This window comes from Niastella populi, from assembly GCF_002078015.1.
Classification (GTDB): domain Bacteria; phylum Bacteroidota; class Bacteroidia; order Chitinophagales; family Chitinophagaceae; genus Niastella; species Niastella populi.
In genome coordinates this window covers 73528-93201 of the sequence record NZ_LWBP01000145.1, presented here as the reverse complement: position 1 = coordinate 93201, position 19674 = coordinate 73528, and the positions used below count along the sequence as shown (strand labels likewise).

Annotated in this window: 12 protein-coding genes; 3 read left to right on the top strand and 9 right to left on the bottom strand. The window is 46.7% G+C overall.

Going from position 1 to position 19674, the window contains the following annotated elements:
• Entirely contained in the window at positions 1–1185 is a 1185-nt protein-coding gene (locus A4R26_RS13410; protein ID WP_081164270.1) for an acyl-CoA dehydrogenase family protein, read from the bottom strand.
• A gap of 266 nt (positions 1186–1451) precedes the next feature.
• Between A4R26_RS13410 and A4R26_RS13405 the strand changes: the two genes are divergently transcribed.
• From A4R26_RS13405 to A4R26_RS13395, 3 genes are read left to right on the top strand one after another with little or no spacing between them, the layout of a single operon-like run.
• The gene (locus tag A4R26_RS13405; protein WP_081164269.1) at positions 1452–2003 is read left to right on the top strand and encodes an RNA polymerase sigma factor; all 552 of its coding nucleotides are present in this window, start codon (positions 1452–1454) and stop codon (positions 2001–2003) included.
• A gap of 2 nt (positions 2004–2005) precedes the next feature.
• A complete protein-coding gene (locus A4R26_RS13400; RefSeq protein ID WP_081164268.1) occupies positions 2006–2632 on the top strand; it encodes a hypothetical protein in 627 nt (208 codons plus the stop codon).
• Positions 2607–3614 carry a hypothetical protein gene (locus A4R26_RS13395; RefSeq protein WP_081164267.1) on the top strand — a complete coding sequence of 336 codons (1008 nt, stop codon included), beginning with the start codon at positions 2607–2609 and terminating at the stop codon, positions 3612–3614. Before A4R26_RS13400 ends, A4R26_RS13395 begins: the two co-directional genes overlap by 26 nt.
• A gap of 256 nt (positions 3615–3870) precedes the next feature.
• Here A4R26_RS13395 and A4R26_RS13390 read toward each other — a convergent pair whose 3' ends face one another.
• The 8 genes from A4R26_RS13390 to A4R26_RS13355 form a co-directional block, all read right to left on the bottom strand.
• Positions 3871–5199 carry a DUF4302 domain-containing protein gene (locus tag A4R26_RS13390; protein WP_081164266.1) on the bottom strand — a complete coding sequence of 443 codons (1329 nt, stop codon included), beginning with the start codon at positions 5197–5199 and terminating at the stop codon, positions 3871–3873.
• Between the two features lie 30 nt (positions 5200–5229).
• Positions 5230–6105, bottom strand: a complete 876-nt coding sequence (locus tag A4R26_RS13385; protein ID WP_081164265.1) for a zinc-binding metallopeptidase — start codon at positions 6103–6105, stop codon at positions 5230–5232.
• Positions 6106–6219: 114 nt separating this feature from the next.
• Positions 6220–7683 (bottom strand): RagB/SusD family nutrient uptake outer membrane protein, encoded by a 1464-nt coding sequence (locus tag A4R26_RS13380; protein ID WP_081164264.1) that lies wholly within the window; start codon positions 7681–7683, stop codon positions 6220–6222.
• A gap of 101 nt (positions 7684–7784) precedes the next feature.
• Positions 7785–11192, bottom strand: a complete 3408-nt coding sequence (locus tag A4R26_RS13375; RefSeq protein ID WP_081164263.1) for a SusC/RagA family TonB-linked outer membrane protein — start codon at positions 11190–11192, stop codon at positions 7785–7787.
• Positions 11193–11426: 234 nt separating this feature from the next.
• Complete coding sequence (locus A4R26_RS13370; RefSeq protein ID WP_081164262.1) at positions 11427–11957, bottom strand: hypothetical protein; 531 nt, start codon at positions 11955–11957, stop codon at positions 11427–11429.
• Positions 11958–12391: 434 nt separating this feature from the next.
• Positions 12392–14407 carry an OmpA family protein gene (locus tag A4R26_RS13365; protein WP_081164261.1) on the bottom strand — a complete coding sequence of 672 codons (2016 nt, stop codon included), beginning with the start codon at positions 14405–14407 and terminating at the stop codon, positions 12392–12394.
• A gap of 144 nt (positions 14408–14551) precedes the next feature.
• The gene (locus A4R26_RS13360; protein ID WP_081164260.1) at positions 14552–15550 is read right to left on the bottom strand and encodes a PorP/SprF family type IX secretion system membrane protein; all 999 of its coding nucleotides are present in this window, start codon (positions 15548–15550) and stop codon (positions 14552–14554) included.
• 27 nt (positions 15551–15577) lie between these two features.
• The gene (locus A4R26_RS13355) at positions 15578–19345 is read right to left on the bottom strand and encodes a T9SS type B sorting domain-containing protein (RefSeq protein WP_081164259.1); all 3768 of its coding nucleotides are present in this window, start codon (positions 19343–19345) and stop codon (positions 15578–15580) included.
• Positions 19346–19674: the final 329 nt, after the last annotated feature.

Genomic DNA, 19674 nt, shown 5'->3' with positions numbered 1-19674 from the left:
TTATTTAAAAGCATTGAAACCGGTAACATCCATACCGGTGATCAGCAAATGTATGTCATGTGTGCCTTCGTAGGTAATAACACTTTCAATATTCATCATATGCCGCATAATGGAGTATTCGCCGGTGATGCCGGCGCCGCCCATGATCTGCCGCGCTTCCCGCGCAATAGACGCCGCTATTTCGCAGCCATTGCGTTTGGCCATGCTTACCTGCTGCGGTGTGGCTTTCTCATCATTCATCAAAACACCCAGGCGCCAGTTCAGCAACTGCGCCTTGGTGATCTCGGTGATCATTTCGGCCAGCTTTTTTTGCTGCAATTGAAAACCGCCGATGGGTTTATCGAACTGAATTCTTTCTTTCGAGTACCGCAGGGCGGTATCATAACAATCCATAGCCGCCCCCACTACACCCCAGGCAATACCATAGCGCGCCCTGGTTAAACAGCTCAACGGGCCTTTCAGCCCTTTTACATTGGGCAGGATATTCTCCTTTGGCACCTTTACGTTGTCGAATACCAGCTCACCGGTGGCGGAAGCCCGCAGGCTCCATTTGTTATGGGTGAGCGGCGCCGTAAACCCTTTCATGCCGCGTTCCACGATCAGGCCGCGCACCTCGCCCTGTTCATCCTTTGCCCAAACGACGGCAACCTTTGCATAAGGCGCATTGCTGATCCACATTTTGGCTCCATTGAGTATTACATGATCGCCGGCATCGGTAAAATGCGTGGTCATGCTGCCGGGGTCTGACCCATGATCGGGTTCGGTTAAGCCGAAACAACCCAGCCACTCGCCATTGGCCAGTTTGGGCAGGTATTTGCGCCGCTGGTCCTCGCTGCCGTATTCATAAATGGGATACATTACCAGCGACCCCTGTACCGAGGCCGTAGACCGTATGCCGCTATCGCCGCGCTCCAGTTCCTGCATCATTAAACCGTAGCTGATGTAATCCAGTCCACCCCCACCGTATTCAACCGGTATGGTTGGGCCGAAGCACCCCAACTCCCCCAATTGCAGTACAACCTGCTCGGGGAATTCCGCTTTTTGAGCAAAATCTTCAATGATGGGCGAAATCTCTTTTTTTACGTAATTACGAACGGATTCTCTGACAAGTTTCTGTTCGTCGGTCAATAACTCATCCAGTAAGAAGTAATCCGGGCTGGTGAACAAATCGGTTCTGATACCCATGACTAAACTGATTTTTCGATATTAAGCTAAAAGTAAGACAAGTTTGTGGTTTGTAGTTTGTGGTTTGTGGTTATTTTATGTGCACCCGCCCGATAATCCGGAGCCTGTCTTCCTCCTGATTTTTAGAGCTTTAAAAATTTAGCAATCGCTCCAAAGCGCGGCAGGAACCACAAACCACAAACCATAAACTACAAACAAATATCGCGAGCCATGCAACATCATGATCTTACCCATGTCTCTATATAAAACAACCTAAACAGATCATTTTGGAGCTGACTGCAAACATCATCCGGGATGAACTGGTAGAAGGCTGTAAACGGGGCGACGCCCATTGTTATCAGCTATTGTACCGGAAATATTCCAAAGCTATGTATAACACCAGTTTACGTATCGTAAACAATACAGCCGACGCAGAGGATGTGCTGCAGGAATCGTTCCTTGACGCATTTCGCTCCCTTCACGATTTCCATTACCGAAGCACTTTTGGCGCCTGGCTGAAAAAGATCGTCATCAATAAATCGATCAACATTCTGCGTAAACGGCGGAATGACCTGACTGACATTGAAAGCACCGAATTACAGGCGGTAACTGAAGAAGAAACGGTAAGCGAGGAAGATATACAGTACAAAGTGGAAGAAGTGAAAAAAATGATCAGCCGGCTGCCCGATGGCTACAGGACCGTACTGAGCCTGTACCTGCTGGAAGGTTACGATCATGAAGAAATATCTCAGATACTAAATATTTCTCATAACACTGTACGTACCCAGTACGTGCGCGCCAAACAAAAACTGCTGACTTTTTTAAAACAAGGAGTTTGAATATGAGCAAGGGTCTTGAACAATTTATGCGCGACAACCGCAACCAGTTCGATACGGATGAGCCCGGTGAAAGGGTTTGGAAGAACCTGGAACAGGAACTGACCGCTAAAGAAAAAACCGAACAAAAACAAACGTCGCAGGGCGGCATCATCAGCATGCTGAGAATTTTACGGTGGACAGCCGCCGCAGCCATTCTGATCCTCGCCGGTATAGGCATCTATTCGCTGTTGAATAACCGCCCGGGTAATAACCCGGTGGCCGTTACCCCGCCCCAACAAAACAGCCCTGCTGTAAACGACAAGTTGCTGAAAGAGATAAACCCCGGTTATGCAAAAGAAGTAGTTCAATTCACCCGGCTCATTGAACAACGACAAAATGAACTGAAAGAAATAGAAAAAGTAAATCCTAACCTGTATAAAATGTTTGTTGCGGATATCAATAAACTGGACAGTTCTTACAACGCGTTGAAAAAAGAATTACCTGAAAACCCTAACCGCGAACAATTACTGGAAGCCATGATTGAGAACCTTCGGCTGCAGACTGAGATCCTCAATCAGCAATTAAGCATCATCAACCAAATCAAAGCATCAAAAAGTAATGAACATGACACTATCTTTAGCAAAATATAGGTTCGCTTTATTTATTGCCTGCGTGTTGACATCGGCGCAGGCCATAGCCGGAGACCCGTTGGTGGAAAAAAAGAAAACGTACACCAAATCCTATAACGTAAGCAACAGTGATAAAATCTCTTTCACAAACCAGTTTGGCGAATTAAAAATAAATACCTGGGACAGAAATGAAGTGAAAGCAACCGTTATCATTACCGCCGAAGCCAACACTGATGAAAAGGCACAGGCCATCCTCGACCACATTACCATCGAGGATGGTAAAAACAACGACGGCGTATATTTCAAAACAAAATTCGATAAAAAGAAAGATCCCAAATGGAGCAAGGGTGAAAAACAGGGATTTCACATAGACTATGAAGTGTTCATTCCCGCCCGCAATCCTTTGTACGCAAAGAACGATTTTGGCCCTACCAGCATAGGCGACTACCAGGGCGAGGTTACCCTCGAAAGCAAATTCGGCAGCCTTACCGCCGGCAAACTGAGCAATGTAAAACAGGTGCGTATTGAATTTGGAAAGGGAACCATCGGCAGCATCAACAACGGCAGCCTGGTGGTCAAATTTTCAAAGGCGGCTATCGACAATCTCGATGGTGCGGTGAATGCAGTGTTCGAATATTGCGATGTAGCCAAACTGGGAGTTGATAACAATACGAAAACCCTTACCGTAAAGAACAGCTTTTCGCATCTTTATCTCGATGTAAATACAAACATCTCGGCCAACGTTGATATCAGCACGCATTTTGGCGACTTCCATAACAAATCGAACATAGAAATAAAGGAAGAAAAGGAAGATAAAGAACAACATGGACCGAAGTTCAACAAACGCTACCTTGGCAAATCGGGCAGCGGCAGTACAGCCATGAAAATAAAGTCAGACTTCGGACAAATAACCATCGGCCACAACCTGAACATCAACATGAACAAGGACGAAAAAAAGAATAAAGAGAAGAATAAGGAGAAGAAGGGGACTGTCAGGATCTGAAGTTGAAAAGTTGATATAGTTGATAAAGGTGATAAAGTAAATACAGGGAGCGCACAAAAACAGCAATCCTTTCCCGTTTCACAATTTGCAGTCAGCAGCGTCGAGACGCGCTACAACGGGAACCCCGGTATAACAGCCGGGCCCCGTTTTGACATAAATAAAAAGTGGGCCTTCCGGTTTGAACAGGAGGCCCACTTTTTATTTTTATAAGGGGGGCGCTCTTCCGGAGCGGCTCACCCTGGTTATCTTAAAACTGTCAGAACAACCAATACCACGTGATCCATATTCTTGGATCGGCTACACTAACCTGGTCGTAAGTATTGGCGCTGCTTTGAACAAAGTAATAACCGTTTGGCTGGTACATCTGGCTGCGGGTTTGCGCTGCGGCACCTGTTGCAGGCCAGGGCACGGCGGGGTCGCGCAAATCAATTTCATTAAAGCGTGCCAGCCCGTTCGAGGTATTGATATTCATGGTTACCCACGAACCATTTTCCACATCGAGCACCTGTTCGGCCTGGTCGAGGTAAATGGTAAAGAAGGCATCGGCGCCATTGGTATTGCCCTTATACAATATAAAATAGAAATCGGCCGTATCGTTCTTCAGCGCTTTGATGTTATAGGCATCGTCTACCCCATTTACATGCCAGCCGTCGAACGAGATCCAGTAATTATCACCCGAACCGCTTCGTTGCCACCAACGGTTGGAGGCATTTCGCACATCGGAATTGATGGGTGTGGTAAACCCACCGATCGTTGCTGCGGTACCGTTCACCGTTACATTCATGGTTTGGGTGCCGGCATTATAACTGGTGATACTGAAACCGGGAATGTTCGCAGAACCGTTTACAATGGGGTCTGAGAAATAAACGCCATTGGCCCAGAAGTAATACCCTCTCGTTACAGTATTCGTTTGCGCGCCGCTTATCCATGAAACAGATACTTTTTTAAGCGTTGTGTCGAACTGCAGCTCATACTGAGTGCCCGCGTAAACAAGCCTTTTGAAATACAGGTGGATCTTCCAGTAGTTGCGAAAATTAACCACCCCGTTGGTCACCTGTTTACTGGCCCACACAGCGCGGTCGCCCTGCGCCGCTTTTCGTAAGCTGAGCCTGCTGCCATTAAAACGGCCGGTTAACCTGATGCTATCTGCCGTAACGGTATCTATTGCAAATTCAAAGTCAGATCTCAAACCCTGCCCATACGTTCCACCGCTCACTGCGCCATCCGGATCGCTGAGCATGTGAATGTAAGAGTACGTATCGAAAATAAGACTGGGTTGCTGCAATGCCTTCAACCGGTAGCTGCTTTCCCTAATGGTGGTAGCGGTTGTGCTGTCGAAATCACTGTACATTTCAACCCGGTTGCTTTCATTGAAGCTAAAATAAAACCGGTAAGAGCCGCCATCGGCGGTGGTGAGGTTGGCATTCCAGCCATAGGTTGAGCCCGACAGGGCCGCCTGGTATTGCTGCAGCGTTTCATTAAGCCGCTCATCGGGCGATTTATCAAACGCATTGTCATCGTCCTTGCGGCACGAAGCAACCAGGGTTATTATAGCGAGTAAGAAATATATCAGGTTCTTGTTCATACTTATAACTTATTACTTATAACTTATAACTTATTTGATCAATGCGTTGATCGAGTTACGGGTGCGGGTTTGTAAACTGGCGAAATTGATGCCCCACACATCTTTGAAATAATTCACCACAATAGCCTCTTTCTCGCGCAGCTTGCTTCTTGCTTCTGCGCTGGCAATATTATTCACGATGGCTTCATACCCGGCTTTGCCTTCCGAAAGCATTATCGAGATCATTTCCACAAAATCCTCATCGGCGGCCGACATCGCATATGCTGTAATAAAACCTCTTTCATTGGCCTCCGCATCCAGAACATTGTTCCAGTTGGAAGTATAACCGCCTACGGAAATGCGTCTGAAATCTTCAGGGTACAATACCGTCTGGTGCAGGATGTGGGCAAACTCGTGCTCGATGGTATGGAACATCATTTTTATATTCACCGAATCGCTTTGAACATAGCCAGGCATGCCTTTTATTCTGAAATCATTCAGTACATACAATACTATGCGGCGGCCGCCTTCGGCAGTACCAAGGGTAATGGTACCGTCGAGGTTCCAGTTGGCGCTGCCTACCAGCACAAAGAACTTGGGAATATATTTCTGCATGAACGTTTTTCCTGCTTCGGCCACATAGTTATCGATCCACACTTTTTTAATGGCATCCAGCACCGGAATGATCTTTTCCTCCCTGGGCGGCGTAAGGGTTTTGTCGAAATCGAGTTCGCCCTGGTCCCATTTATACTTGGCAGCAACATTAAAAGGATCGGTAAAGTTGGTTTTGATGTAATTATCGATGGCGGTAGGCGCCCAGGTATCACCACCCAAACCGGGTATCGCGCTCACATCGCCAAGGTCATCTTCCTTTTTACAGGCTGCTGCCAGCAAAATGATACATAAATATATTTTGATGCTCCTCATTTTAAGAATCAGTTTATTGTTTGTGGTTTATTGTTTGTGGTTATCGCTTTTCGGACTTTCCTTCTTTTTCAAATACTTCCAAATTCCACATCCGAATTCTTCAGATTCCCTTTTTTATCTCGGGTTTAACTGCATTCCCGATTGGCTAACCGATTCCGGCAACTGGAATACCCGTTGTAATGAGTTCCCTGGCAGCGTAAGGGTTTGACCATCGGTAGTTGTATGAACAACCCCTATTTCATACCTTAAAATATCGAACCAGCGCATACCTTCCTGCACATATTCGGCCCGTTTAAAATCGAGCAGTGCATTCAGGGCATTTAGCCTTACATTGGCTGAACCATAATACCCCTGCAACCTGGTGGGCGTTATGCTATGGGTGGCAGCATTATAGTTAACAATACGGGTACTTGCATAGGTGTTCAGGTCGGCAATGGCGGCATTAGCATTACTGTTGTTCAGATAAATGTTCGCTTCTATACGGTTGAACAATACTTCTTCGGTAGTGAACAAAGGCACCATCACGTACGGCAAACCGATATTGGCATTTACCGAGTTACGCACAAAATACTCGTTGATCTTCGGTATTACATAGTTATTGGTACCGGCGGTATAGGTTTGGTAAGAAAAAGCCCACTCGCCGCCAGTTACATTCTGGCTGAAGATCTCATCACGTATTTCAGAATTCATTCCATAGCGAACAGTGTAATAATTGCGGCCCCATAAAGAAGCGGTTTCACACAACAACAGGTTGGCCGTTTCGGTAGCTTTTTGATAAACCGCAAACAGTTCCTGCGGCGTCATAGTGCGGTAGGTAGTGTTCCAGGGGCGCAGCATGGAGGTTATATTACCGGCTGCAAATACCGCGTTGGCATGATTGAGCACTTTGGCAAAATCACCTTTGAACAAATAGAAACGGGAAGCAAAGGCGTTGGCCGCCGCTTTGGTAAAGTGATAACGCGGTATAGTGTACTTCGTATCATCGATAAGCGGTAAACCTGTCGTAAGGTCCTGCTCTATCATTTGATAAACGTATGCTACCGTTTTGCGATCGTATTGTTTGAACACCACTTTCTCGGGAGTGGTTACATAAGGAATGCCCAGATCGGTGCTTGCCGTTGAAGGATCATACACTTTTGCAAAGAAGGTTACGAGCATAAAATGTGCATATGCCCGGCATACCAGCGCCTCCCCTTTCTGCGCGGTGTATCCGGTGCTGTCGGCCCCTGCGTTGGCTATGGCTTCCAGCGCCTGGTTGGCAGCGGCAATAGCCGTATAACAGGCGTTCCAGTAAAACTCCGGAGAATCCTGCTGGTTATCGGTTACATCGCGAAAGAAATAAGGATCGACATTGGTTTTATCCTGCACGCCCGTGCCTTTATCGGTTACGTTATCCGATATGGATTCGGTAAAGGCCATATAGTTTGCCTGGGGATAAGCAGTACCCAGCAACTGCGATACCTGTTCGGGCGTTGTAAGCGCAGCCCGGTTATCAGGGTTTTTATCGAGGAACTTTTTACATCCTGCTGCGGTGAACAGCAAGGCGTATAAAGAAAAATATGTTATTTGTTTGTACATGGTCGCAAATTGTAATTCTTTAGTTATTCAGTTGTTCAGTTATTTAGTTGTGAGTTATTGGGCAATCAGATGATCTTAACAACTCATGAACTCAACAACTCTTATAGCCCCATTTTCAATGAAAATGTGAACTGTTTTTGAACGGGTTGAGCAACACCACCGGTATTGAAGAACTCGGGGTCCTGCCCTTTTAACTTTTTATCTGAATAAATGAGCCAGGTGTTGTTCGAAACGGCCTGCAATGCCAGGCTGTTCATGCCTATCCTTTTAATGATAGCGGCCGGCACCTGCCAGGTGAACGAAATATTCTTCAACCTCACCATATCTCCCCTGGCTATACGCTCAGTTGAGTAGTTGTAATTGTTATAAGGTGTGTTACCGCCTAACCGCGACTGCTCGAAAGCGCCGAGGATCGAAGGCACCGAAGTGAACTTCTCATCGCCGGGCATCGTCCAGCGGTCATAGAACTCTTTCGGCATAGCGTCGAGATCAGAATAGCTGTTCCTGAATGCAGGATATAACCTGATCTTATTTCCGGCCTGATAAGTAATGAATACGCTCAGGGTAAAATTTTTATAGCTAAAGCTGTTCAGCCAGCCGCCGGTGAGCCTGGGATCAACGGGACCTTCATACACCAGGTAGCTGGTGTTCTGGTCCTGCAGGTATACGTTATTGGCGATCTTACCGGTTTCATCAACAAACTGCGGTATACCGGTAAAATGTTCCAACCCTTTGAAGTTGATCGAGAACAGGCTGCGTACGGGATAACCCTGTTTGTTTCCGCCTTCGGCAGCAACCAGGTCCCAGATAAGGGGCTCGTTGCGGGCGTTGGTGATCTTATTGGTATTGTAACCGGCGGTGATATTGGTACGCCATTTGAACTTTTTGTTATTTACCAGTACATAACCTACCAGCAATTCAATACCCTGCGATTCCATATCGGCATAGTTGGCCGCTTTGTATGGCTCACCGCCCACGCCTGAAGTTTTAACCAGGCTAATGAGGTCGAAGCTGTTGCGATGGTAAGCATCCAAACTGAAATTCAACCGCCTGTTCAGCATAGTGGCATCGATACCTACGTTAGCGGTATACAATTTTTCCCAGGTAAGCTCAGAATTTTCGAGGTTGGCCAGTTGAATAACCGATTCCCTTTCTGTTAAATAAGTTCTGTTGGTATTGATGTTCTTCAATACGATGTTCGAGTTGGTGGCGGGTCCCATGCTGGCAGTTAAACCATAGCTGGCGCGAACGGTAAGGGCATCCACCCAACCGACACTGCTCATAAAGTTTTCCTGCTCTACGTTCCATGATCCGGCTACGCTCCAGGTGGGCAGCCAGCGGGCCTGCCGCGACCGGCCCAGCCTGTTTGAACCATCGTACCGTACGGTTCCGGTTAAGTTATATCTTGAATTATAAGTATAGGTACCCGAACCGTAGAAGGCCACAAAACGGTCAAAGTCTTTCGACATGCCATAATAAGGGAAGTTCAGCTCGATGGTTTGCTTCAACACGCGGTAGTCGATAAATGGTACACCCCCGTTCTCGTACTGGTATCCATAACCGGTATTGTTGAAGTTCTGCCTGTCGGCATACTTTACCTGCTGACCGATCAACGCGCTGATGCTATGCAGTTCGTTGATCTCTTTGGTATAGTTCAGGGTGTTGCGGAAATCGTAGCTAAGCAGCTGGTCTTCGGTACGGTTATAGAAACCGCCATAGGGCAACACCACTACCGGTTCTGCATCGGGATTTTCAGGATCGCGGTACAGGAACCTATTGTTCGCTCTGATAGTTGATGTATTTGCCGAGCGGTACGCATTGGCCATGTTCGACGATTCGGTGATCTGGTGCTCGCGGCTCGATTTCACGAAGCGCAGGGCGCCTACAAATTCATACCGCAGTTCGGGTGTGATCTTGTAGTTAAGGCTGCCCTGCAAGCGAAGGTCGATCACTTTAAGGTCTAAATAGTTATTCTCCAGTTCGGTGAGAATATTGAACGGCGCAAAATTGCGGCGGAAATATTCACGGTTACCCTGTTCATCGAAAGCCGTTAAGGTGCGGCTTGAATTAAGGGCATAGCTGAATGGATTGATATCGAAATCGCGGTCATAGCTGCCATCGACCGGGTTGCTGTTGCGCGAAAGGGCGCCGGGCGCTTTTTGCTGGCGAACCGATCCTACGGTGGTAAAATCGGCAGACAGTTTATCGTTAAATCTATAATTATTGCGGAAGTTGAGGGTGTACCGGCTCACCTTATCGGCGATCGTCCAGCCGTTATCGCCAAAGTAGCTGGTAGAAAAATACGATTGTGAACGGTCGGTACCCGAAGAAATACTTAAAGAATGTTCCTGCAGGAAGTTATTGCGGAAAAGCAGGTCGAACCAGTCGGTATTGGCCCGGCCATACCGGATCAAAAAAGCCTTTTTGGCTTCGGTCGTATTTTGCAGTACGAATGAACCGTCGGGGTTTACCTGGTTCAGCAACTCGTACATTTTGCCATATACGCCATTATCCTGCCGGTCGAGGATGTTGGCATTGAGACTGCCTTTACGTTCCAGCTCGGCAAGTACCGACATCTGCTGGGCGGAGTTCATAATATTGAAATCGGCATAGGTAGGTTTCAGGTAAGTGCTGAAATTGCCGATATAATTTACATTGGGTTTTCCGGCGCGGCCTTTTTTGGTAGTGATCACCACTACCCCGTTCATGGCCCTTGCGCCATAGAGGGCGGCGGCTGATGCATCCTTCAAAATGTCGAAGCTTTCAATATCGTTGGCGTTCAAACCGGCTACGGCAGAACCTAACAAAGTGGTAGGGTCGCCGCTCGACAGCTGGTCGTTCGAAATGTTTACGATATCCTCGAGCACCACGCCGTCAACCACCCACAAGGGTTTGTTGTCGCCGTTGATGGAGGTGGCGCCGCGCACCCGCACTTTAGGCGCCGTACCAAAGGTGCCCGATACGTTCTGTACCGAAACCCCGGCAGCGCGGCCTTCGAGCATGCGGCTGATATCGGTTTGACCGTTCAGTTTGGCATCATCCATTTTTACGGTAGCGGCGGAACCGGCGAATTTCTTTTTTTCGATGGTCTGGAAACCGGTTACGATCACTTCCGAGAGGGCCCGGCCGCCTTCGGACAAATGCACGTCTAAAAACTTCTCGCCGCGGTAAATGACGGTTTGGGGTGCTTTCCCGGTATAGGTAAAACGGAGACTATCGCCCCGTTTTGCTCCTATGGCAAATTCACCCGAAGTATTGGTAAAGGCACCTCTGCCACTCACCAGGTTCTGTACAGATACCTGGGGCAATACACTGCCTTCCTCCGAGCCGCTGACCTTACCTCTTACGAGGGTGGTATCCTGGAAAAATGGCGTATCCTTTATATGGTTGAAAATATTGAATGCGTGGGTTGTGACAGGCAAACAACCAGCTACAAATACCAACAACAACAGTTTTTTGCAGGTTGTTTGTAGAGCTTTTGCCTCAGAAGCGTTTTGTTTAAAACGCATAGCAATTAGATTTTGATTACTGAAGAATAGGTTAACGTTCTTACGGATCCTGGGAATCGAATATTCAAAGTAACCGGCCGGGCCTGCGCATTGAAAAATGCACAGGCCCGCAGGTTAATATAAGATCTCTATGTAGAAATAAATACGGTAAAACTTTCAACCCGGTTTTCCCGGGAAAGCGTTCTATGGGGTTATCAGAATCACCTATAATGATTTCTGCAGTTTATAGTTTTCTCAGTCTGGAATTTTGTAATAATCCTTAACAGCCTGGTAATCGGTTCCCATACGCCCAGCTGGCACACCACCCGGAATAATAACATAGCGGAATTGATAGTATGTTTGACCAGCTACAGTTTCTGTACTTGCGTCCTGTGATGCATACATCGTAATTTTTCCTGGCGTATAATAAAGATTCAGACTTTCAATATAAGCGGCTGCATAGTAGAAATCTGCAATAGGCAAAGGAAAAACAGTCTGAGAAGCAGCGGTACCTATGTTTAAATATACTTTTACGGTACCTGAATCCAGTATTGCTTTAGTTAATTTGGGAGCATCGATTTCAGCTGTCCATACCACTGTATCACCATCGTTATTTGTTTGTGGCTGAAATTTAACGTTAAGCCAACCTGAGAACATAACATTAGCCGTTCCGGTATCACCCTTGGCACCATCATCGCCCTTTTTACAGCCTACGTTGGTCGTTGACAAAAAGATCGTGAAGAACGCCACACAGGTAACAGAGAGGACTGAGAAAACTTGTTTCATAAAATGTAAATTTTGATTATGTAGATGATCACTAAGCGTATACGTAAAAAACTCCTTAAAGGCTGGGTATTATTGCAATTTAAGGATTTTTAAACTGTATGGATTTTAATATGAAATAACCCGGATTGCGCGGCTATTCCGAAACAAATAGCGATAACCTTCCGGCCGGCGCCTGCAACAGCTGCCAGCCCGTTTTTTGAAGCTACAATGGCTGCATTAAATTTAACGGGAAAAACCGGGATTTCCAGCGTAAAAATAAGGCCCCCGGACCATTCGAACTTGCCGAAATCCGGGGGCTTTTAATTATAGTGCTTTTCCGCTAGTCAAAATTTACCCGAGGGCGCGGTAATATTTGGAGGGCCAACCGGCATTGCAGCCGGTTCATCGATCTAAAAGGGGGCAGATCACCGATCATGGGTCACCGTTTGTCGGGCTTAGTTGGTCCTCTGCTCGCCATTGATGATCGGAGTACCATTGTTGGCCGGGGTTCCATCATTGATCATCTTGAACACAACGCGCCGGTTCTTCTCGCGGGCTTCAGGGATATCCTTTCCATCAGGCGTTGTTTCTTTCTCTATCGGGCAACATTCGCCAAAACCTCTTGGCGACAGCTGCCTTGGCGATACACCGGCTGTTATCAGGTATTCGGCGCAGGCATTGGCCCGGCCTTTCGACAGGAACTCGTTCGATTTAACCGATCCCAAACCATCTGTATGCACATTTATTTCAAGCACCACGGCCGGGTTGGCTTTCAGATAGGCAGCTATCAGATCGAGGTACGGATACGATTCCTTCGCGATCTCGGTTTTCAACTCGAACACGATCTGGTAGGTAACCTCCGTCTTATTTTTAAACGGATCGGGCTTTTTGGTCAAACATAGCTCCTGGGCATGTACCGTATCCCCTTTTGAAGGGTAGGCCATGAGCAGGCCGCTCTGGTAATCATCCTGAGCGCCGCTGATCTGCAGGGCTATCCCGGCGTCGGTTTGAATGGTATACCGCCCGCCCGCCTGTGTTTTTATAGTTGCCACGTCATTGCCACGCGGGTCTTTGGCGGTTACAATAGCGCCTTCGAGCGGTTGTTTGGTATCACAATCCAGCACCACACCCGTAAATACCTGGTGGTAGTTCTTGGTCACTGAGAACAATTCAAGACAGCATAAGGAGAAGCGGTCGCTGCTTATCAATGCATCCTCGAGCAGGCCTTTACCCCGTCCTACGAAATAGATGTCGTCCTTTTCCGAATTCACCGGGTAGCCAAGGTTCAGCGCTACCGTCCAGGAACCCGAAAAATAGCCGGTAGAAGAATACAGGTCGAAGCCGCCCATACCGGTTCTTCCGTTGGAAGCAAAAACCAGCGACTGGCTGCCGCCATGGTAGAACGGCGCTTCTTCATTGCCCGTGGTATTGATGGCCGGGCCCATATTGGTTATTTGTGTGGGCATTCCCTTGCTGTCGAGCGTGGCATACCAGATGTCAAAACCGCCAATACCGTCTGAACGGTCGCTGGAAAATAACAGATATTTACCATCGGGGGTAACCTGGGGTTGGCGGGAGTTGAACGATTGTTCGCTGAGTTTGCCATCGATAACCACCGGTTCGCTCCAGCGTTCGCCATTGCGCTCACTCATGTAGATAGCCGATATTTTTTTCCCGTTTTTCACCATCCAGCTGGTAAAGAACATTTTTGAGCCATCGGGTGTAAAGGCCGGCGTGCCAAGGTGCGTATTGCGGGGAGCCGCCACGTTTATCTTTTCCACTTTGCCAAAACCGCCGTCCTGTAAAGCGGCGCTGTACAGGGCGTTACTATAACCTTCAGCACGGGTTGAAGTGAACGCCAGGGTGTTGCTGTTTAACCAGCTGGCTGCATAATTGGCGCCTTCTTTATTGATATTGTTATTAAGCCGTTCGATCTTGATACCTGTTGGGCCATTCGACAACTGCTGTTGAATAAAAGTACAGTTATCGATCTCCTGCTGGGCCGCTTTGGTATAGATGTCGCCTACATTATTTTCCTTAATGAACTTGTTCAATTCCTGTTGCGCAATAGGATAGTTACCGTTTGCACGCAGGCAAATACCGTAATAGTAACGTGCCAGCGGGAACGTGGTTGAATCTTTCTTCAGCAATAATTTATACCATTGTTCGGCATGGATATAGTCGTTCAGATTGTAATAACAATCCCCCATATGGTATAACAGGTTGCCGTCGAGCCCGCCCAGATCATTGGGGTTGATCAATGCAGCGCCCTGCTTCTGCACAACATAGGCATTGTAGCCGGAATGGGAAGGCGTTTTTCCGCTCAGGTACTTTTCAAAATAATGTGCGGCTGAATAATAATCGCCTTTGGCATAGAACTGCTCGGCCACCCGTTTAAAATTGGTTGCCTGCGCATTGGCACAGGCTGAAGCCATTCCTAAACCGGCGATTATTAATATATGCTTAAACATAATATGCTGATTTGCTAATGAGATAATTTGGTGAATGGTGAATGGTCAATGGTGAATTATCATTTTCTTACTTTTTACCTCTTGCTTCTTTTCCTGAAATCGCCTGCCATTCCCGTCAAACAACTTTTTTTTCTGGAGCTATTCCTACAACCGCGGACAAACAAAGGGTACCGCATCCTGTTTTATCGATTTACGACCAATGAGCGTAAGCGATATTTCGAAGTTGTTGGCATTGCCTGCCATTTTTCCCAGATCGCTCATATTTACATCGTAGCTCACGCTGATCATATAGTTCTTGTAATAAACACCGGCATAGGGCGAAAAAGCATCTTTGAACCGGTAGTTGCCACCCAGTAAAAAGTCGGTGGTTTCATTTACCCGCATCTGGGCATAGGCGCCAACCATTTTTTCATCGGCATTTCCCTGGCGCATATACAACACGTTGGGTGTAATGCTAACATCTTCGTTCAGGTTATATTTTATACCGCCGTGGGCTGTTAACCGCATAGGCATTTTTTCATGTTCTCCGGCCAGGAAGGGATCCTGCGGTTGCGTTAAGTGATAAGCTGAAATTCCACCAAAGAAGTTGGCTTTTTTACCGGGCGTACCATCGAAGTAAACTGCACCAACACCGGCATCGAACGCAATGGCCGATGTTTTGCTAAATGTTTCTCCGGTTGTAGTGCCGGGCGGCTGGGGGCCAAAATCAGGTCGCCACAAGCTGCCTGAGGTGAACTTCGAAGGATCGAACCGGCGGTTGATAACGCCAAGGGCCATTCCCATGGATATCTGGTGATAACCGAAGCGAACACCATTATAGGCCATGGTAGCGTAACCGGTTAAATAGTTATAACCTATGTTGCCCGCACGCTGGTTCATCACATTCAAACCCAGGCTTACGTTCTTATTCGTTACTATATCGGCAGATATGCCGGGCGTGGCAAAAGCATTGCTGATACCTCCCCATTGACTACGATACATAGCCGTAACCCGGTAATTACCATCAATGGCGCCCGTTAAGGCCGGGTTCAGCCATATGGGATAGGCATAGTATTGCGAGAAGTGCGGGTCTGTTTGAGAATGACCCGTAAACGCTGACACTAGCATCAACAGCGACAAGCCGGTTTTTATAAGATATCGCATTACAAACGGTTTTTTTAGGGTTATTGATTACCGGATTAAATTGAACGTTCCTTTCTGGTTTATTTTGGAGCCATTCGACAATGCTCCCGTTACCACATACACGTATACACCAACAGGCTGTGGCTTGCCTTTGTAAGTGCCGTCCCATGTTCCCTGCGGATCATTGGTTTCGAAAACCTTTAGTCCCCATTGGTTAAAGACCATCAAACGCATAGTCTTCATTACGTTGCTGTAAATCTTAAAGTGATCGTCTATATTGTTACCGTTGGGCGAAAAAGTATTGGGAATAAATACCAGGTTTGTTTGCGCCTTGCCCTGCACCGCCAGTGATAAATATTCAGGGCAATCTATACGGGCGCCCAGCGCTTTCACTCTCAGCACCACGCTGTCTGTCGGTTTAAGACCGGTAACCAAATGGGTTGTGCCAAAAGCTCCTGAAGAAGGTACGGTCCAGGTGGCGCCTTCATCGACCGAAACGCGGTAACCGGTAGTACCGGGAACTGCTGTCCAGTCAAACTTTATCGTGTTCACGCTTTCTTCACTAACCGACAGCATGGGATTTGAAAGCGCACGGCAAATAGAAAATTCTATGGCCCCGATATCAGGTGTTGTTGTGCTTCTGGTAACGCCGTTGATATCATCGGCCAAACCTACGCTGGTACCTTTATCTTCGAATGGTATCTTGGTTGGTGTAAGATCGCCGTTGGCTATATCGTGATAAACGGGGTCGATAGTTATTGAGTTGGCGTCGCGTCCGGTAGCCTGCCAGTCAGCCATCGTATTATAAATAGAACCGGCCACATATCCTATGAAGTTGATACCGGCATTGGAAGTAATATATAAGTTGTTGTAGTTGGCGATCATGCCGGGGTCGTTGATATTCATGTATACACAGGATTTTTGCCCGGTGCCGCCCCTGCGCAGAACGATGCTGTTATTTATCAATTCAATTCCTGGTCTTACCACCCCGAACATTCCGAAACCACGGGTATTACCTACAGATTTGGAAGCGGTATCCTCCAGCGAAACGGTGTTGTGATAAAACTTCAGATGACTCGAGGAAATGGTATATAATCCATATTGCCAGCCGTTACCGTTGAAGTTATAGATCAAATTGTTACTGACCACATTCTTATCGGCGGCAGCCAGGACATTTACTCTTTCAAAGTGGATACCTTCCAGCTGAACGGTCGAAGACTTCACTTTTTCCGACAAATTATGGATCCTGTTCCTGGTAAGCGTTAATGCAACGTTTGCCCTGAAAACATTTATACCGTTGAAATTGCCGAGAACAGTACGCGTAGGCTGGCTGATATCGTTGTTATCGATCACAGATCCGGCAGTACCGGCTATAAAGATGCCATAACCGGCATTATCTTTTAATATATTGTTCCTGAATACATTTCCTATTGAATACTCCTGACCGTCAACATTCGACTTTGAAGCACAGGATATGCCATAATACCCGCCGGTAATTGTATTATTCACAATAGTATTGGTATCGCAAAAATTGTGAGCAATAGGGTCGCCCGGATCACTGAGACCCGGATTGATAACAATACCGGCATAATGGGTATTAAGTGATGTGGTATTGATATTGATCTTACAGCGCCTGATGGTGTTATGATCGGCATCGCCCGCAATCTGAATGCCGATACCATAATCATTTACTGTACCCAGCACGTTCACATTCAGACTATCGATAGTAATGTAATCAGCGCCATTGAGTTTAACCACCGCGGTTAAATCGGGATCGTTAGGTTCATATTGAATGGTAGCGCCGTTACAATTAAATGTTACCGTTTTTACAGGTGAAGTGTTTACAGCCGGAATGATCAGTTGCTCATTATACGGACCGCTGCCGCTTGCCACATTAAATACCACGGCACCATTGATTCCGCACTGCATCGAAAGGGACACATCTCTGAAGGAATTGAAATTGGTGCCGCCTGTTGGCAGGGCGTCATTGATAGTATAAGTGCCTCCGTTAAGCGTAGTGTTTACCAGCACGCGTACAGGCGGAGTAAACGCTGTAACAGCGCCGCAGGCAACCGCAACGCGGTAGAACAAGGTGGAAGTGGGTGTAACTTCATAAGAAGAATAACTGCCGGCCGCAGCCACATTGGTAAATGTACCCGATGCGGTGGTGGATGTTTGCCAGGTATACGTTTGTCCGTTACCTGCCGAATTACCCGATAAATTAAAATATATCCGTGGGCCTGAACATAGGATTGAATCGGGCAATACATTGATGGTGCCTGCCGTAACAGGTGTTGAACAGGCCGCGGAATTGTATTCATAACAACCAGGGTCGGGTGCAGCAGCGCGAACAGCGGCGGTAATATCGGCGGTAATGCCCAGCGCAGCCATGGCCATGTTATCTATTATCTGCGCAGTTGGTCTTAGGTCGAAACCGGCAAGGTTGGCATATGCGGGGTTGGCATTGGATGAATACAGATCATAGCCGGTATTCATACGCCACTCTGAAACCGATTCATAAAAATTTCCATCATAAAAACCGGTTGCGCATATGGGCGACAAGCCCGTGGGAACATAATAAACGTTGTTCCTGCCAGTAAAATTCGTGGGTATGTTTCCAAGGTAGATCCCATAATTTTGCGTAAATGTTGGACGGGTTACGGTAACGATATTATTTGCCACATTTACATTTGCTACCTCTTCGAGGTAAATACCATACGACTCCTGGCCGGGAAGGCTCTGATCGTCGATCGAAATAGTGTTATGATAAATATTAAGATAACTGGCTGATAAAGAGGTGAAAGGCCCTCCACTTGACGCAATACCCCATATTACGTTACCGCATTTCAGATCATAAATAAGGTTATTGGCTATAAGGCATTCCTTGCCTGCTTCGCTTTCTGAAGCAATATAAATGCCATATAATAAATTACCCGCAGAAGCATCAAAACCATGTATTTTGTTACGGGTAACCGAAAGGCTATGATTCACCATACTCACATATATACCATATGATCCATAAATAGCATCAGGCCCGCCGGTAATTTCATTACCATCGATCAATGTATTAGACGTATAGTAAGTTTGAATGCCAATATAAATTGAATTGACGATCATATTGCCTACTATCCTGTTCCCACTCATAAATACAGGTGCACCCGATACCGGTTGAGATGAAAGTGTAATACCTTCAAATGAGCCGGTAATGGTATTCTGCTGTATCAGATTATCATCGCAATTGCTGTTTCCGGCATCGATAGCATAACCGTCGTTACCGTTGATAACAATGCCAGCATTAGCCTGGGGATCATCCCAGTTGGGCTGATTGTTGACGAAACTGTTTCTTATGGTATTATGATCGGCATTGTTGAGCAAATGAAAGCCGTAACCATACTCGCCGCCGGCAGCAGCCTGGGGCACAACAACCAGATTATCGAAAGTTATATAATCGGCGTTGTTCAGCTTTACACCTGCGCGCTGGTTACTATTTGTAGAAAGAAAGGTAAGCGTTTCTCCATTACAGTTGAATGTAATGGTATTGGCAGCCGAGGTACCGGCAATATTGTTAATGATCACCTGCTCATTATACGGACCGCTGCCTGCAACCACGTTAAACGTTACGGCGCCATTAACACCGCCCGATAAATGAGCTACAGCTGCAGCAAATGAATTGAAATTTGATCCGCCGGTTGCAACCAGCCGGTTGATGGTAAATGTACCCGACACCTGTGCATTGGCGCCCAGGAAGAAAAAACCTAAACAAAGGGTAAACAGAATACGGTTATTAAATACGCACTTGCGTAAAATTTTTCGCATAGCCGATGATTGGATTTTAAATTTCAATAGGATAATGGACCTTTATTTATGTTTTAAATTGCTGCAACTTAAAAAACCAACTACCGGGTATATTTCGATCATTGGCTAATGGTTCCCCCATGCAACAACATACCCATGTAAGAATTTTCATTCTAACAGGGGCTTACGGATTTATAGGTACATAGGGTAATGACGTTTTAATACGTACTGCATTTTCACCGTAATACCGTAGTAATACGAGCTTTCACTTAGTATTTCTTCGCAATCCAACTCAAATCACCTACAACAGTTACGGAAAAGGCTTTTGGTATCTTTACGTCTTTAAGTAT

Coding starts and splice junctions, on each gene's coding strand:
- A4R26_RS13355 (WP_081164259.1), bottom strand. CDS start 19,345: ATGCGAAAAATTTTACGCAAGTGCGTATTTAATAACCGTATTCTGTTT.
- A4R26_RS13410 (WP_081164270.1), bottom strand. CDS start 1,185: ATGGGTATCAGAACCGATTTGTTCACCAGCCCGGATTACTTCTTACTG.
- A4R26_RS13400 (WP_081164268.1), top strand. CDS start 2,006: ATGAGCAAGGGTCTTGAACAATTTATGCGCGACAACCGCAACCAGTTC.
- A4R26_RS13375 (WP_081164263.1), bottom strand. CDS start 11,192: ATGCGTTTTAAACAAAACGCTTCTGAGGCAAAAGCTCTACAAACAACC.
- A4R26_RS13380 (WP_081164264.1), bottom strand. CDS start 7,683: ATGTACAAACAAATAACATATTTTTCTTTATACGCCTTGCTGTTCACC.
- A4R26_RS13395 (WP_081164267.1), top strand. CDS start 2,607: ATGACACTATCTTTAGCAAAATATAGGTTCGCTTTATTTATTGCCTGC.
- A4R26_RS13390 (WP_081164266.1), bottom strand. CDS start 5,199: ATGAACAAGAACCTGATATATTTCTTACTCGCTATAATAACCCTGGTT.
- A4R26_RS13360 (WP_081164260.1), bottom strand. CDS start 15,550: ATGCGATATCTTATAAAAACCGGCTTGTCGCTGTTGATGCTAGTGTCA.
- A4R26_RS13365 (WP_081164261.1), bottom strand. CDS start 14,407: ATGTTTAAGCATATATTAATAATCGCCGGTTTAGGAATGGCTTCAGCC.
- A4R26_RS13385 (WP_081164265.1), bottom strand. CDS start 6,105: ATGAGGAGCATCAAAATATATTTATGTATCATTTTGCTGGCAGCAGCC.
- A4R26_RS13370 (WP_081164262.1), bottom strand. CDS start 11,957: ATGAAACAAGTTTTCTCAGTCCTCTCTGTTACCTGTGTGGCGTTCTTC.